Source organism: Agrobacterium sp. CG674, assembly GCF_053521645.1.
Genome location: NZ_JBNWDZ010000005.1, coordinates 234,338 through 248,154, shown reverse-complemented (window position 1 = coordinate 248,154; position 13,817 = coordinate 234,338). Strand labels below are relative to the sequence as shown.

The window sequence follows — 13,817 nt, the reverse complement described above, 5'->3', positions numbered from 1 at the left end:
ATTCAGTCCGGCGAACGGGGAGGCTTATCGAGCTTGCCCATGCGGCAGACCTCGAGATATTCCTCTTCGGTCACCGGCTGCACCGAGAGACGCATGGAGGTGACCAGCGCCATGTTCTCAAGATTGGGGTTGGCCTTCACATCCTTCAGCGAAACCGACTGTGGCACATCGCAAACGGCCTTGATGTGCACGCAGTCCCAGCGTGCGTCGCCTTCAGCCGTCGTATCCGGCTGCGATAATTCGCACACCTCGACAATGCCGACGACATCCAAGCCTTCATTGGAATGATAGAAGAAACCCTTGTCGCCAATCTTCATGGCACGCATGTTGTTGCGTGCCTGATAGTTGCGAACGCCGGTCCATTCCTCGCCCGCATCACCCTTTGCCTTCTGCTGCTCCCAGGACCACTTGAAGGGTTCGGATTTAAAAAGCCAGTAATTCGCCATGCTGCTCACGCTCCAGGATTGTTGAAGACCCAATTATAGGGCTTCACATCAACGCTCTCGAACAGACCGGCCTTGGCGTAAGGATCGGCATCGGCCAGAGCCTTGGCCGCGTCGATGTCGGCTGCCTCAACGATCACAAGGCTGCCATTGGGCTTGCCGTCGGCGTCCAGGAACGGACCGGCCATCTTCAAGGTACCCTCGGCGTTGAGCTTGTTCAGATGCTCTAGGTGAACAGGGCGAGTTTCCATGCGCACATGCAGGTGGTCGGGCTTGTCTTTGCAGATGAAGGCAAACAGCATTTTCGTTTCCTCTCGAAGAGCCTATTCGGTGGTAATAGGCCGTGACATCAATTGTTGAATGGCGGTTTTGATATCGAGCTTGCCGTCGATAATGGCTGCGACCGCGTCCGTTATGGGCATCTCCACACCAAGGTCGTCCGCAAGGCGCGAGGCGACAGATGCCGCATAGGCACCCTCCACCAGCCCGCCATGGAAGGAGGCCGGGTCTTGCCCCTGCCCCAGCCAGATGCCGAAGCGCAGGTTGCGTGATTGATGGCTGGTTGCGGTCAACACCAGATCGCCGAGACCGGAAAGGCCGCGAACCGTATCCGCCTCGCCGCCCATGGCAACACACAGCCGCGACATCTCCGCTAAGCCGCGCGAAATCAATGCAGCCCGCGCGGAATCGCCAAGCCCTGCGCCTTCAACAATGCCACCGGCAATGGCCAGAACATTCTTCAAGGCGCCGCCTAGCTGGACGCCGGTCCGGTCCGTCGACGCATAGAGCCGGAAGGTTCGCCCGGAGATCATCTGCGCCAGCTGCTCGGCCACGCTGGCATCAGCGGCGGCCACAGCCATGGCGGTTGGCAATCCCTTGGCGATATCGGCGGCAAAGCCGGGACCAGAGAGAACGCCGACCGGGTGATGTGGCAGCTCTCGCTCCAGCACATCTGTCAGCAAGTTGCCGGATGAACGGTCGATACCCTTGGCGCAGGTTACCACGACTGCATCCTTAGCCAAATAAGGACCGTAATGACGCGCGGCATCGGCTTGCGCCTGGGATGGCATGGCGAAGAGAACGATGTCGGCATCCCGCAGCACATCCGGCTCAGCAGAATATTGCAGGGCATCCGGCAGGGAAATGCCAGGAAGGGCCGCGTCATGCACACCATCAGCGGCCAGATCCGCCATCAACCCGGCATTGCGGCCCAGCAGCGTCACATCGTGGCGGTCTTCCAGCGCCACAACCACGGCAATGGCTGTGCCGAATGCGCCGGAGCCGATGACTACGATCTTTGCCCGCTTTTTCATGCCTTTGCCCCCCGCCTGCCAAATCCAACAAGCGTTTGCGCCTGCGCATCCAGCGGCCAGCGTGAGCGCGGTTGCACATCGAAACTGTCTGGCTCCATGCCAAGCGCCAATCGCTCAAGCCCCGCCCAGGCAATCATGGCCGCATTGTCAGTGCAAAGTTGCAGGGGCGGCGCGATGAAGCGGAACCTGTGATAGTCGCAAAGCTCCTGCAAGGTGCGGCGTATTTCCTGGTTGGCGGCAACGCCGCCCGCGACCACCAGAGCAGGACCGCCTTCAACCGCTGAAAATTCCTCCAGAAAGCGTTGCAGGCCGCGACCGATCCGGTCTTTCAACGTGCGCGACACCGCCTTTTGGAAGGACGCGCAGATATCGGCAATATCCTGCTCGGACAGCGGCGCAATGGCCGTGGCCGCCTGGCGAACGGCCGTCTTCAGACCGGAAAAGGAAAAGTCGAGGCGCGCTTCACCCACCATCGGGCGTGGCAGCGCAAAACGGTTGGCATTGCCACCAGCCGCCATTTTTTCCACCGCTGGCCCTCCGGGGTAAGGCAGACCCAACAGCTTTGCAGTCTTGTCGAAGGCTTCACCGAGGGCGTCGTCTATCGTCGTGCCCCACCGCTCATATTGGCCGACACCGCGCACCAGAATAAGCTGCGTATGCCCGCCGGAAACCAGCAGCATGAGATAGGGGAAGGACAGTCCATCGGTCAGCCGCGCCGTCAGCGCATGGCCTTCCAGATGGTTGATGGCGTAAAGCGGCTTGCCCGCAGCCATGGCAATGGCCTTGCCGGTCATCAACCCGACGATCAACCCGCCGATGAGACCGGGGCCGGAGGTGGTGGCAATGGCATCGACATCGGCAAGGGTCACGCCCGCCTCTGCCAACGCTTCCTCAACCAGCGTATCGAGCGCTTCCACATGGGCCCGCGCCGCAATTTCTGGTACAACGCCACCATAGGCGCTGTGTTCTTCCAGCTGCGACAAAACGACGTCAGAGATGATCTCACCCCGGCCGTCAGCGTGCCGAACCACAATAGATGCAGCGGTTTCGTCGCAACTGGTCTCAATGCCAAGGATTCGAAGAAAGGGGGTCATCGGTCGGTTCGTTGATTGCGGTGTTTCAGAAACTTGGGTACGAACACCTCCGGTAACAATGGATAGAAGCGGATGCAAACAAAACCTTTCCGAATCGGCACACGCGGCAGCCCCCTTGCGCTGGTGCAGGCCATCGAGACCCGTGACCGGCTGATGGCTGCCCACGGTCTGCCGCAGGATATGTTCGAAATCGTACCGCTCTCCACAAAGGGCGACCGCGTAACGGATCGTCCTCTGTCTGAAATCGGCGGCAAGGGGCTCTTCACAGAAGAACTGGAAAACCAGCTTCTATCGGGTGACCTCGATTTTGCGGTTCACTGCGCCAAGGACATGTCGACGCGGCTCCCGGAAGGATTGCATCTTTCTGCCTATCTTCCGCGCGAAGACGTTCGTGATGCCTTCATTGGCCGAACGGCACCGAAATTGATGGAGTTGCCCCACGCAGCCACTGTCGGCTCTGCCTCCCTTCGTCGCCAGTCGCTCATCCGTCGCCTGCGGCCTGATATCAACGTCATCATTTTCCGAGGACTGGTGGATACCCGCCTGCGCAAGCTGGAAGATGGTATGGCTGATGCAACATTGCTGGCGCTCGCTGGCCTCAACAGGCTTGGAAAGCAGACGGTCCCGACTGAGGTGCTGGATGCCAGAGAATTTCCACCAGCACCGGGCCAAGGCGCTATCGCGCTCGAAACCCGGATTGGCGATACGCGCATCGAGCAACTTCTGGCTCCCATCGATCACCGCGAAACCAGCGATGCCGTGACATGCGAACGGGCATTTCTGGCCGCACTGGATGGCTCCTGCCGCACGCCGATTGCCGGTTATGCGACCTGCGACGGCGATATGCTCCACTTCCACGGCCTTATTCTGACGCCAGACGGGCAGACCGAGCATGGCGTAGAGGTTTCCGGCAAACGCACGGACGCCGAAACCTTAGGGTTTACGGCAGGAGAAAAGGTGCGTGCAGCAGCAGGCACGAGCTTCTTCGAAAGCTGGACCTGACCATGCGCGTCGTCGTCACCCGCCCGGAAAAATCAGGGCTGAAGACGGCAGAGCTTTTGCGCGCACGCGGCCATGACCCCGTCCTATTGCCGTTGACAGCCCCCGTTTACGACACCGAAGCCGCGACTGCGGCTTTGGGCAAAGAATCGGCATATCTTGCAGTCACAAGTGCAGAGGCCATCCGCGCAGTTGTGAAGGCCGACGCCGATCTTTCGGCAAGTCTGCAAAAGCCTATCTTCGTTGTTGGACAAGCATCCGCAATGGCAGCACGCGATGCGGGCTTTCAAACCATCATCACCGGCGAGAGTGACGGCGCGGCGCTTGCGCAGTTGATCTCGGAGAAAACCCGAAACGATGCGAGCCAGCCCGGTACGATTTGCTATCTGGCAGGCTCGCCGCGAGACGCGAGCTTCGAACAGACGCTGAATGCTTTGAATGTGCCGTTTGAGACCGCCGAGATCTACCAGATGCGCCAGATTGCATGGCAACCATCACAGCTTAAGGCGCGCCTGATCGACCAGCCCAGCGACGCCGTTCTTTTCTATTCAAGCGAGGCGGTGCGGATATTTTTTGCGCTGTTGAAGGATGAGGGGCTTCTAGCCCCATTGCGCCAATCACGAATGATCTGCATCAGCGCCAAGGTGCTTTCCCACATTCCCGAGGCGTTCCGCAACGCGGCATATGCCAGCGCTGAGCCGAACGAGTCTCAGATGTTTGATCTTCTTGAACGAAAAGCGGGAACCTAATTCCCTTCTGCCCCTTTCCTTTGCCGTTATCACTGACTAGGTTTAATGAAATGCAGGCAGAATGAGGTTGTCATGGTAACGGGAAAACCGCCACGCCACTCCAAGTCCACCGCTGAGCCGGTCACCATTGACCTGGACGCAAAGGACGTGAAGGATATCGGCAAGGAAAAAGACACAGCATCTCTGGAAGCTCCGGTTACAACTGGATCTGAGGCGGACAAGACACCTCCGGCACCAGCAACTGTCGGGTCTGAAACGCAGGCTCCAAAGCCAGTCTGGGACGATGCCGCGAAAAAGCCGATCGAGCCGGAGCCCAATCTGCCCAAGGCTTCCGATGTTCCGAAGCCTGACGAGACGAAGGCAGAGCCGGTTGCAAAGGAACCCACTGAGAAGAAGAGCACTGTCCCACCCGTGACAGGCGCCTCTTTCAAATCCGACAAGACAAATACTCAGCCTCCCAAAGCCGAAGCTTCAAAGCCCGCGGCAGACAGCAAGCCATTCACAACGCCATCCTCCAACACAAAAAGCAGTGATGCCAGCCGTAGCGGCAGCAGCAGCTCCGGCCTTCTCGCTGCCGGCATCGTCGGCGGCCTGATTGCACTTCTGGCTGCTGGAAGCATGCAATATGCCGGCTATCTTCCTTCGTCTGCATCAGACACCAGTTCGTCGGAACTGCCAGCTCTCAAGGCAGAGGTTTCCAATCTGCGCCAGCAAATGGCGAGCGCACAGCCCGCCGCAGCAGACACATCTGCTCTAGAGACTCGCCTTGCAGCGCTGGAAAGCTCTACCGCATCCGGCGGCGGTGATGTCGCAGAGAAGCTGGCATTGCTTGAGGCAACTGTTTCGACGCTGCAATCGGAAAAGGCAGCGCAGGACACGGCCAACGCCGATCTGACGCGCCGTCTGGGTGAAGCGGAAACCAAGATCAACGAGCCCCGCGACGATATCGAGGTCGCGCGTGCCATTGCGTCAGCAGGCCTGAAAGCGGCCATTGATCGCGGTGGGCCGTTTCTGACGGAACTCGACACGCTCTCTCGCGTCACGCCGGATGATCCGGCAATTCAGTCGCTCAAGCCCTTTGCCGCTACAGGCGTTCCATCGCGGTCGGAGCTTACGCGCGAATTTCCTGATGTTGCCAATGCCATGCTGGCTTCGCTCGACCAGACAGACCCCAATCAAGGCATCATCGATCGGCTCGCGGAAAGTGCGCTGTCGCTCGTCAAGGTCCGGCCCGTGGGCAATGTCGAAGGTGAAGGCGCAGACGCCAAGATTGCCCGCATGGAAGACAAGCTCCGCAATGGCGACCTGAAGGGTGCCGCGCTGGAATGGGATGGACTGGCTGAACCTGCCAAGGCAGCTTCCACAGAGTTCAAGACATCGCTCGATGCCCGTATTCAGGTCGAAGATCTGGTAGGCGGCACGCTGACGCGCGCCATCAACAGCACCGGGCAGCAGGGGTAAGACATGGCAAAGATCATCAGTTTCGTCGTCATCGTCCTTGTGATCGGCTTTGGTTTCTCCTGGCTGGCAGATCGTCCCGGTGTGCTTTCCATCGTCTGGCAAGGCCAGCTGATCGAAATGAGCCTTATGGTGGCCGCCTCGATCATTGCGGCCCTCATCGCAACTGTCATGATTAGCTGGTGGGTTTTCAATGCTGTCTGGAATTCGCCACACGCCGCACGGCGCTATTTTCGTTCCCGCAAGCGGGATCGCGGTTACCAGGCACTGTCAACCGGCCTGATCGCGGCCGGTGCAGGCAATGCGCTTCTGGCCCGCAAGATGACCGCGCGCACGCAAGGACTTTTGAATGCAGATCAGGAGCCGCTGATCCATTTGCTGGAAGCACAGGCAGATCTCATCGAAGGGAAATATGACGCTGCCCGCCGCAAATTTGAGGCCATGGCGCAGGATCCGGAAACTCGCGAGCTTGGACTTCGCGGTCTCTACATGGAAGCCCGCCGCCAGGGTGCCAATGAGGCCGCACTGGAATATGCCGCAACTGCCGCAGAAAATGCGCCATACCTCCCCTGGGCGGCCCAGGCCACGCTGGAAAGCAAATCCCGCAATGGCGAGTGGGACGATGCGATCAGGCTGCTCGATCAACAGAAGGCGGCAGGCGTTCTGGAACGTGGCGACGCTGAGCGGCTGAAGGCCGTTCTGTTGACGGCAAAAGCGGAAGAAAAATTCGAAAGCGACCCAAAGGCTGCCCGTGAGGATGCCAAGCACGCACTGAAACTCGCCAAGGGGCTGGTCCCCGCCGCGCTTGTGGCAGCAAAGTCCTATCTGCGCGAAGATAATCTGCGCAAGGCGGCTTCCGTGCTTGAGCCAGTCTGGAAAATCGCACCTCACCCGCAGATTGCACAGCTTTACGTGCGTGCCCGCAGCGGTGACACCGCCGTCGACCGGTTGAAGCGGGCCGAGCGCCTCGAAAGCTTGAAGCCAAACAATGTCGAAGCACTCTTCATCGTGGCACAGGCTGCACTCGACGCGCAGGACTTCACCCGCGCCCGTGCGAAAGCCGAGGCCGCAGCGCGCATAGAGCCGCGCGAAAGCACCTTTCTGCTGCTTGCCGATATTGAAGAAGCAGAGACAGGCGATCAGGGTCGCATACGCCACTGGATGGCGCAGGCGCTGCGCGCGCCAAAGGACCACGCCTGGGTGGCGGATGGTGTCGTATCCGAAAAATGGCTTGCCGTTTCACCTGTCAACGGTCGTCTTGATGCGTTCGAGTGGAAGATACCGTTCGGCCAGATCGATGGTGCGGTTGAAGGAGTGACGGTAGACCATGCACTCTCATCCCTGCCTGAGATAGTCGTCAATGAAAAACAGAATAGCATCTCGGAAGTACCCGTTGTGGCCAAGCCCGCCGTCCCTGTTGCAGAGGCCCCGAAAGACAAACCGGTTACAGTGGTAACAGCTGATCGTGTGGACGAGGGTCAGCCCTCCATCGGCGAGGCAAAGCCCAAGCCAAAGGCGGAACCGGTCCCCTTCTTTGGCGGACTACCGGATGATCCCGGCGTCAAGAAGCCAGGGCGCCAGCCGGACGAGAAAACCCGCCTCAATTTGTTTTGATCGATTTCAAGGAAAATCATGTTCGATCGCATCCAGTCATTTTTCCAGAACCTTGGCCAGAGCGGATCGTCAAAGGACTTTGCTCCTGACGATTTGCGGGTGGCAGTCGCCGCACTCTGTTATCAGGTGATGGAAGCCGATGGCACGGTGTCCGACGTCGAGCGTCGGCGCTTGCGAGAACTGCTTCAGGAGCATTACCAGCTGAGTGCTGGCAACCTTGATGCCCTGATGGATGCGGGACGTGAGGCAGGAAGCGAGGCGGTCGATTACTACCGCTTCACAGCCGACATCAACCGCCATCTGGACGAAGACCAGCGCATCGAACTCATCGGCATTCTCTGGGATATCGTCTATGCGGATGGCGAGCGCAACGAGATGGAAGATCACGTCATCTGGCGCATTGCTGATCTCTTGGGAGTATCGGTCAGGGACCGCGTTTTGCAACGCCAGCAAGCGGCAACCCATGTGAATATTTCCGACGAAAATGAACATCAGAAGGATACTGTCTGACCGTCGTTGGCAATCCACGCATTTTAATTCACTGACGCGGACTACCGGTCACGCGGGCGCGACTGTATCGACAATTTGACGATTTCGTAACGGTGTAAAGGCACGAAAAGCCTTGCAAACCAACGACCACTTGCCGGTTGGCCTGCGAATGACTAAATGTCATCCAACAACGATATGGAGACATTGATGCTTGCCCTGTTTCAGACAATCGATCTGGCTTTGAACCTTTATACCTGGGTGCTGATTCTCAGTGCCATTTTCTCCTGGCTCTATGCCTTCAATGTCATCAATTCTTCGAACCAGTTCGTCAGTGCGATTGGCAGCTTTCTGTACAACGTCACAGAGCCGGCACTCAGACCCATTCGTCGCGTCCTGCCAAATTTGGGTGGCATCGATATTTCGCCGATCATCCTGCTGCTTCTGATTTTCTTTATCCGCTCACTGATGTGGAATACGATCTATCCGCTGGTCGCCTAAATCGTCTCTATCGGCATAAAAAATCCTCCGGATCGATTCGATCCGGAGGATTTGTCATTTGAACTGATGTTTGAAAGCTTAAATCAGGCCTGCGACTTGTAGCGCTCGATGGCTTCAACGATGAGCTTCTTGGCGACGTCGACATTCTGCCAACCGCCCATCTTCACCCACTTGCCGGGCTCCAGATCCTTGTAGTGCTCAAAGAAGTGCTCGATCTGCTTCAGTGTAATCTCAGGCAGGTCAGTGTAGTTCTGCACCTTATCGTAGCGCTGCGTCAGCTTTGGAGCCGGAACAGCAAGGATCTTCTCGTCCTTGCCGCCGTCGTCTTCCATGATCATCACGCCGATTGGGCGAACATTGATCACGCAGCCAGGAACCAGCGGACGGGTGTTGCAGATCAACACGTCGATTGGATCGCCATCTTCAGACAGGGTGTGCGGCACGAAGCCATAGTTACCCGGATAGGTCATCGGGGTGTAGAGAAAGCGGTCAACGACCAGCGCGCCTGCTTCCTTGTCCATCTCGTACTTGATCGGGTGGCCACCAACAGGAACCTCCACGATCACATTGATATCGTCTGGCGGGTTCTTGCCGATAGAAATAGCATCGATACGCATTCGGTTTCCCTCGATTAGGTGGGTTGAACTGCCATGTCGATACTGGGAAAGTCGACGCTTTGCAACATAAGCATCAACTACAAGCGCGATTATTGCACGATCCGCGCTTCTGAAACGGGCTCTGTGAAGAGCCCGTCGAGCGACAACAATCGAGAGATATCAAAGATCGATGATGGTACCGCGACCGTCATTCCATACGCGCATGTTCTGCTGCTCGCGGTGACGCGGGTTGACGGGGATGGGGGCCGGTTTGAGGCGCGCAGAGAACAGGCGCACCGCGCTGAACACTGCGAGGACACCAACCAGCGCGACCGTCAAGGAGGCGGTGAAGAGTGCGGCCAAAGCCAGAATTGCGATGCTGGAAGCCGCGAAGAAGAATGTACGAATGCCCTGCATGATCCAAACCTTTCTGTCCAGACGAATGTGGCCCTTCTTTGCGCTGCTTGCAAGAGGATGCACACCGCCTATCTGCTTGCGATTGTCACAAAAGGTTGACACAAGTGCGGCATGGCCGATTTTTATTTCAGCAATACTGTCCGCCCACGTCGATCGCTTCTGTCGGTGCCCGCTATAAACCTGCGCGCACTTGCAAAGCTGACCTCGCTTGATTGCGATGGCGTGATTTTCGATCTGGAAGATTCCGTCGCACCTGACATGAAGGATGAGGCCCGCGCCAATCTTCTGACGGTCTTTGCGCAAACGCCCCGCCCAGCCTATGAGACCATGATCCGCATCAACCCCCTCTCCACCGGGGCGGGGAAAAGTGACCTGATGTCGGCTCTCACTTGCGCGCCGGATGCCATCCTGCTTCCAAAGGTGGAGCAGCTTTCGCACATTCAGGATGTGGCCGATGCGCTGGCAGAGGCCGATGCCCCTGAAGGCCTCAAGATCTGGGCGATGATCGAAACCCCGAAGGGCGTGCTGAACGTCGCGTCCATTGCCGAAGCTTCACACACGCAAGGTTCACGGCTTGGCGGCTTCGTGGTTGGCCTCAATGATCTGCGCAAGGAAACCCGCGTTCCGCTCGATCCTGCCCGCACCTATCTGGTACCGTGGCTGATGCAGACGGTGCTGGCCGCCCGCGCCTACGGCCTTGAGGTCATCGACAGCGTTTGCAACGAATTCCGGGACCTTTATGCATTCGCCTCTGAATGCGAGCAGGGCCGTGCCATGGGTTTTGACGGCAAGATGCTAATCCATCCGGCCCAGATCGAGGCGGCCAACCGGGCATTTGCGCCCGATGAGCAGGCATTGGCGGAGGCGCGCGAGGTGATTGCCGCTTTTGCAGATCCCGAATCTGTGGGATTGAACGTCATCAACTCCAATGGACGGATGATCGAGCGACTGCATGTCGAGCCGGCTGAACGGCTGGTGGCCATGGCCGAGATCATCGCCCGAAGAAAGGCAGAGAAAGCATGAAAGTCTATCGTTTCATCACCGGCCCTGACGACTCCAAGTTTTGTCATCGCGTCACCGAAGCACTCAACAAGGGTTGGGAACTTGCGGGATCACCGACCTACGCCTTCAATGCGGCAACCGGCGTCATGCACTGCGGACAGCCGGTGATTAAGACCGTTGAAGGCAAGGAATATCACCCGGATATGAAGCTGGGCGAGCAATAGGCTTCAATCTGGCAACAAGAGCGATGGATCAACGATCCGTCGCTTCCTCATCCGCACCTTCCTCGATGCGCTCCATGTCGTCATCCGAGAGACCGAAATGATGGCCGATTTCGTGGATCAGCACATGGGTGATGATATCGCCCAGCGTCTCCTCATTTTCGGCCCAGTAATCCAGGATGGGCCGACGATAGAGGATGATCCGGTTGACCATCTCGCCGGTATCCATGGTGAAGCGTTCTGAAATGCCACGGCCTTCGAATAGGCCGAGCAGATCGAATGGCGTCTCGAGCGCCATATCCTCGAACACCTCATCGGTCGGGAAATCCGCGATCTCGATGATCAGGTCCTTGGTCAGGGCGCGAAACTCGTCGGGCAAATGGCCATATGCCTCAATGGCAAGCGATTCAAACGCTGAAAGTGTCGGCGCGTGGCGATCCCGCCAATCGTCGGTTTTATCAATGCGGGCCATTTCTGCTCCTTGTTGAGAGGCCCATATAAACCCTTGCCAATCAAAATTCGAGGCCTGTTTGCCACAACTGTGAAAATCCAATGAGATTCTCGCCCGAAACCCACGTTTTCAACCTCTGGACGACCTTGACAGAAATAGGCTTCTCGCGTATCCCGCAACCAAATTGAGGGCGTATTCCGTCTTCCGTTCACATCGCTTTGTAAAAAGCGGTTTCACCGGCTTGGGTTTCAAGAGGCATTGAAGCTTCGCAATCCAGGCTACTCGACTGATAAAAAGACGGCCAGACCGCATTTGCGGGCAGAGCCGGAACGAACATGAAAGGGTAAAAAATGTTCGCAGTCATCAAGACCGGCGGTAAGCAGTACCGTGTAGCGGCCAACGACGTGCTCACAATTGAAAAGTTGGAAGCAGAAGCTGGCGCAACAGTAGAATTCACCGAAGTTCTCGTGATCGGCGTTGGCGCTGACGCACAGTTCGGCGCTCCTTTCGTTGCTGGTGCAACGGTCAAGGCTGAAGTTGTCGAACACAATCGCGGCAAGAAGGTCATCGCCTTCAAGAAGCGTCGTCGTCAGAACTCCAAGCGTACGCGCGGTCATCGTCAGCATCACACCGTCGTCCGTATCACGGACATCGTTGCAGCCTAATCGGCGCGACACGGGAAACTAGGTTTTAAAGGAGAAATCCAATGGCACATAAAAAAGCTGGTGGTTCATCGCGTAACGGTCGCGATTCGAATTCCAAGCGCCTTGGCGTGAAGAAGTTCGGCGGCGAAGCCGTCATTCCAGGCAACATTATTCTGCGTCAGCGCGGAACTCAGTGGCATCCAGGCGCCAATGTTGGCCTTGGCAAGGACCACACGATTTTCGCACTGACAGCCGGCAACGTGTCCTTCCGCTCGAAGGCAAACGGCCGCGTATACGTGTCTGTGGCACCGAAAGCCGAAGCAGCAGAATAAGCCGGTCGCGTCATATGCAGCCGGTGTCCCAATGACCCGGCTGAGACGTAACAGGTTCAGTCATAAAAAAGGGGAGTTGGGGCACCACCCAACTCCCCTTTTTTCTTAACCTCATGGAGGGACTGAACCATGCAAGCTGAATTGTTAAGGGAAGACCAATCACGGTCACCCGAAGAGCGGCCAAGGCCGGACCGGTCAAGGACCGATTGCCCCGTCTTATTATCGCAAAGGCTCGTTTTGCGCGCGCCTCACGAAGAAGACATGGACGCCCTTGCCCATCTTGCCAACAACGCCAATATTGCGACCATGGTGTCGCGTATGCCGCATCCGTACACGGCCAAAGATGCCGCGGATTTCGTGCGACGTGCGAAAGTGGGCGAGATTGGCAAGTGCGTCTATGCCATTACCCGCATGGACAACGGCGAATTTCTGGGTTGCTGCGGGCTTGAACAGCACGACGACCAGAAGACGCTCGAAATGGGTTACTGGCTGGGCGAACCCCACTGGAACAAGGGCTACACCACAGAAGCCGCCCATGCCCTGATCGACATGGCTTTCCGCACACGCGACATCGAGCAGATCGATGCGCGTTGCCGCGTCACCAACATTGCCTCGCGCCGCGTTATACAAAAGTGCGGTTTCCAGCTTCAAGGTTCCGGCATGGTCGCCTCATTGGCGCTCGGCGGCATGGTGCCTGTCGAATGGTACCGGCTGGACCGCAAGACATGGGTTTCGCTGCGAAGCTGGGGAGACACACGATGAGTATGGTTCACGCGACACAGCCACAACACCCCGCGACCAAGGGCCCGACGATCAAGACAGGTCGGCTCGTCCTGCGTCCACAACAGCTTTCCGACGCAGGAAGCATTGCCGAGGCATTGAGCGACTTTCAGGTTGCGCGGATGTTGAGACGCATTCCCGCACCCTACCATAGGCAGGATGCGCTGGAATGGTTGATCATGCGAACGGTCGGCACCGCGCCGGGGTGGGATTTTGCCATCACCTGCGCCGATGATACCCTTATCGGCGTTGTTTCCGTGGAAGAACGGGATGGCGAATGGCAACTCGGCTACTGGTTGAACCCTGCGCATTGGGGCAAGGGTTATATGACGGAAGCGGCATCGGCCGTCACGGAGCGTTTCTTCCAGCACATGCCCGATGAGACCCTTTATTCCGGCGTGTTTGCCGATAATGCGGCCTCGCTGCGCGTTCAGGATAAGCTCGGCTTTCGGGTCATCGGCTGCCATGAAATCTATGCTGCCTCCCGCTCGACCATGGTCACCCACATCGATACGGCTGTGACGGCGCAAACATTTCGCCCGTCCCAAGCATAGATAACACCAACAAGGCCGGTTTTCGTGAACCGGCCTTGCCCTAGAGGCTCTCAAAAATACGATAATCTTTGACCTTGAGGGCTCGCCCATATATTTGGAGCAGCAGATCCTTTTTTTAAAGCAAGCCCGCACATTGACTGCTGGAATTGCCACTAAGCTGACA

19 protein-coding genes are annotated in these 13,817 nt (G+C 57.6%); 12 read left to right on the top strand and 7 right to left on the bottom strand.

The genetic code is table 11. The annotated features are described in order from the left end of the window. Nucleotides 1–2: 2 nt before the first annotated feature. From ACQZ51_RS16015 to tsaD, 4 genes are read right to left on the bottom strand one after another with little or no spacing between them, the layout of a single operon-like run. The gene (locus ACQZ51_RS16015) at nt 3–446 is read right to left on the bottom strand and encodes an EVE domain-containing protein (RefSeq protein ID WP_448778637.1); all 444 of its coding nucleotides are present in this window, start codon (nt 444–446) and stop codon (nt 3–5) included. 5 nt (nt 447–451) lie between these two features. Continuing rightward, the gene (locus ACQZ51_RS16010) at nt 452–745 is read right to left on the bottom strand and encodes a YciI-like protein (RefSeq protein WP_183896282.1); all 294 of its coding nucleotides are present in this window, start codon (nt 743–745) and stop codon (nt 452–454) included. Between the two features lie 21 nt (nt 746–766). After that, nucleotides 767–1,756 (bottom strand): NAD(P)H-dependent glycerol-3-phosphate dehydrogenase, encoded by a 990-nt coding sequence (locus ACQZ51_RS16005; RefSeq protein ID WP_448778635.1) that lies wholly within the window; start codon nt 1,754–1,756, stop codon nt 767–769. Continuing rightward, the gene (gene tsaD / locus ACQZ51_RS16000; protein ID WP_448778634.1) at nt 1,753–2,850 is read right to left on the bottom strand and encodes a tRNA (adenosine(37)-N6)-threonylcarbamoyltransferase complex transferase subunit TsaD; all 1,098 of its coding nucleotides are present in this window, start codon (nt 2,848–2,850) and stop codon (nt 1,753–1,755) included. The genes ACQZ51_RS16005 and tsaD overlap by 4 nt, the downstream gene beginning before the upstream one ends. Before the next feature lie 72 nt (nt 2,851–2,922). On the opposite strand from tsaD, the gene hemC reads away from it, so the two are divergent. From hemC to ACQZ51_RS15970, 6 genes are all read left to right on the top strand, one after another. Continuing rightward, nucleotides 2,923–3,852, top strand: coding sequence for a hydroxymethylbilane synthase (gene hemC, locus ACQZ51_RS15995; protein ID WP_448778632.1), 930 nt, complete (start codon nt 2,923–2,925; stop codon nt 3,850–3,852). Between the two features lie 2 nt (nt 3,853–3,854). Then, entirely contained in the window at nt 3,855–4,598 is a 744-nt protein-coding gene (locus tag ACQZ51_RS15990; protein ID WP_448778630.1) for a uroporphyrinogen-III synthase, read from the top strand. Nucleotides 4,599–4,670: 72 nt separating this feature from the next. Beyond that, on the top strand, nt 4,671–6,059 hold the full coding sequence (locus ACQZ51_RS15985) for a COG4223 family protein (protein WP_448778628.1): 1,389 nt from the start codon (nt 4,671–4,673) through the stop codon (nt 6,057–6,059). A gap of 3 nt (nt 6,060–6,062) precedes the next feature. Further along, nucleotides 6,063–7,670: a heme biosynthesis HemY N-terminal domain-containing protein gene (locus ACQZ51_RS15980; protein ID WP_448778626.1), complete on the top strand. Its 1,608-nt coding sequence runs from the start codon at nt 6,063–6,065 to the stop codon at nt 7,668–7,670. A gap of 18 nt (nt 7,671–7,688) precedes the next feature. Beyond that, nucleotides 7,689–8,180, top strand: a complete 492-nt coding sequence (locus ACQZ51_RS15975; RefSeq protein ID WP_243258048.1) for a tellurite resistance TerB family protein — start codon at nt 7,689–7,691, stop codon at nt 8,178–8,180. A 156-nt stretch (nt 8,181–8,336) separates the two neighbouring features. Then, nucleotides 8,337–8,657 carry a YggT family protein gene (locus ACQZ51_RS15970; RefSeq protein ID WP_042620038.1) on the top strand — a complete coding sequence of 107 codons (321 nt, stop codon included), beginning with the start codon at nt 8,337–8,339 and terminating at the stop codon, nt 8,655–8,657. Nucleotides 8,658–8,740: 83 nt separating this feature from the next. Here ACQZ51_RS15970 and ppa read toward each other — a convergent pair whose 3' ends face one another. Beyond that, the gene (ppa, locus tag ACQZ51_RS15965) at nt 8,741–9,274 is read right to left on the bottom strand and encodes an inorganic diphosphatase (protein WP_042620037.1); all 534 of its coding nucleotides are present in this window, start codon (nt 9,272–9,274) and stop codon (nt 8,741–8,743) included. A 159-nt stretch (nt 9,275–9,433) separates the two neighbouring features. Next, nucleotides 9,434–9,670, bottom strand: a complete 237-nt coding sequence (locus ACQZ51_RS15960) for a hypothetical protein (protein ID WP_042620121.1) — start codon at nt 9,668–9,670, stop codon at nt 9,434–9,436. Nucleotides 9,671–9,781: 111 nt separating this feature from the next. On the opposite strand from ACQZ51_RS15960, the gene ACQZ51_RS15955 reads away from it, so the two are divergent. Both ACQZ51_RS15955 and ACQZ51_RS15950 read left to right on the top strand, forming a co-directional pair. After that, on the top strand, nt 9,782–10,693 hold the full coding sequence (locus ACQZ51_RS15955) for an HpcH/HpaI aldolase/citrate lyase family protein (protein WP_448778623.1): 912 nt from the start codon (nt 9,782–9,784) through the stop codon (nt 10,691–10,693). Next, nucleotides 10,690–10,896, top strand: coding sequence for a DUF1737 domain-containing protein (locus ACQZ51_RS15950; protein ID WP_042620035.1), 207 nt, complete (start codon nt 10,690–10,692; stop codon nt 10,894–10,896). Before ACQZ51_RS15955 ends, ACQZ51_RS15950 begins: the two co-directional genes overlap by 4 nt. Nucleotides 10,897–10,924: 28 nt before the next feature. Here the strand turns inward: ACQZ51_RS15950 and ACQZ51_RS15945 are convergent, their stop codons facing one another. After that, on the bottom strand, nt 10,925–11,365 hold the full coding sequence (locus ACQZ51_RS15945; protein ID WP_042620034.1) for a metallopeptidase family protein: 441 nt from the start codon (nt 11,363–11,365) through the stop codon (nt 10,925–10,927). A gap of 329 nt (nt 11,366–11,694) precedes the next feature. On the opposite strand from ACQZ51_RS15945, the gene rplU reads away from it, so the two are divergent. From rplU to ACQZ51_RS15925, 4 genes are all read left to right on the top strand, one after another. Next, a complete protein-coding gene (gene rplU, locus ACQZ51_RS15940) occupies nt 11,695–12,009 on the top strand; it encodes a 50S ribosomal protein L21 (protein ID WP_042620033.1) in 315 nt (104 codons plus the stop codon). Nucleotides 12,010–12,050: 41 nt separating this feature from the next. Next, nucleotides 12,051–12,320, top strand: coding sequence for a 50S ribosomal protein L27 (gene rpmA / locus ACQZ51_RS15935; RefSeq protein WP_042620032.1), 270 nt, complete (start codon nt 12,051–12,053; stop codon nt 12,318–12,320). Between the two features lie 129 nt (nt 12,321–12,449). After that, complete coding sequence (locus ACQZ51_RS15930; RefSeq protein ID WP_448778620.1) at nt 12,450–13,082, top strand: GNAT family N-acetyltransferase; 633 nt, start codon at nt 12,450–12,452, stop codon at nt 13,080–13,082. Then, nucleotides 13,079–13,654, top strand: a complete 576-nt coding sequence (locus ACQZ51_RS15925; protein ID WP_448778618.1) for a GNAT family N-acetyltransferase — start codon at nt 13,079–13,081, stop codon at nt 13,652–13,654. The genes ACQZ51_RS15930 and ACQZ51_RS15925 overlap by 4 nt, the downstream gene beginning before the upstream one ends. The last annotated feature ends 163 nt before the right edge of the window (nt 13,655–13,817 follow it).

Coding starts and splice junctions, on each gene's coding strand:
- ACQZ51_RS16015 (WP_448778637.1), bottom strand. CDS start 446: ATGGCGAATTACTGGCTTTTTAAATCCGAACCCTTCAAGTGGTCCTGG.
- ACQZ51_RS16010 (WP_183896282.1), bottom strand. CDS start 745: ATGCTGTTTGCCTTCATCTGCAAAGACAAGCCCGACCACCTGCATGTG.
- ACQZ51_RS16005 (WP_448778635.1), bottom strand. CDS start 1,756: ATGAAAAAGCGGGCAAAGATCGTAGTCATCGGCTCCGGCGCATTCGGC.
- tsaD (WP_448778634.1), bottom strand. CDS start 2,850: ATGACCCCCTTTCTTCGAATCCTTGGCATTGAGACCAGTTGCGACGAA.
- hemC (WP_448778632.1), top strand. CDS start 2,923: ATGCAAACAAAACCTTTCCGAATCGGCACACGCGGCAGCCCCCTTGCG.
- ACQZ51_RS15990 (WP_448778630.1), top strand. CDS start 3,855: ATGCGCGTCGTCGTCACCCGCCCGGAAAAATCAGGGCTGAAGACGGCA.
- ACQZ51_RS15985 (WP_448778628.1), top strand. CDS start 4,671: ATGGTAACGGGAAAACCGCCACGCCACTCCAAGTCCACCGCTGAGCCG.
- ACQZ51_RS15980 (WP_448778626.1), top strand. CDS start 6,063: ATGGCAAAGATCATCAGTTTCGTCGTCATCGTCCTTGTGATCGGCTTT.
- ACQZ51_RS15975 (WP_243258048.1), top strand. CDS start 7,689: ATGTTCGATCGCATCCAGTCATTTTTCCAGAACCTTGGCCAGAGCGGA.
- ACQZ51_RS15970 (WP_042620038.1), top strand. CDS start 8,337: ATGTCATCCAACAACGATATGGAGACATTGATGCTTGCCCTGTTTCAG.
- ppa (WP_042620037.1), bottom strand. CDS start 9,274: ATGCGTATCGATGCTATTTCTATCGGCAAGAACCCGCCAGACGATATC.
- ACQZ51_RS15960 (WP_042620121.1), bottom strand. CDS start 9,670: ATGCAGGGCATTCGTACATTCTTCTTCGCGGCTTCCAGCATCGCAATT.
- ACQZ51_RS15955 (WP_448778623.1), top strand. CDS start 9,782: ATGGCCGATTTTTATTTCAGCAATACTGTCCGCCCACGTCGATCGCTT.
- ACQZ51_RS15950 (WP_042620035.1), top strand. CDS start 10,690: ATGAAAGTCTATCGTTTCATCACCGGCCCTGACGACTCCAAGTTTTGT.
- ACQZ51_RS15945 (WP_042620034.1), bottom strand. CDS start 11,365: ATGGCCCGCATTGATAAAACCGACGATTGGCGGGATCGCCACGCGCCG.
- rplU (WP_042620033.1), top strand. CDS start 11,695: ATGTTCGCAGTCATCAAGACCGGCGGTAAGCAGTACCGTGTAGCGGCC.
- rpmA (WP_042620032.1), top strand. CDS start 12,051: ATGGCACATAAAAAAGCTGGTGGTTCATCGCGTAACGGTCGCGATTCG.
- ACQZ51_RS15930 (WP_448778620.1), top strand. CDS start 12,450: ATGCAAGCTGAATTGTTAAGGGAAGACCAATCACGGTCACCCGAAGAG.
- ACQZ51_RS15925 (WP_448778618.1), top strand. CDS start 13,079: ATGAGTATGGTTCACGCGACACAGCCACAACACCCCGCGACCAAGGGC.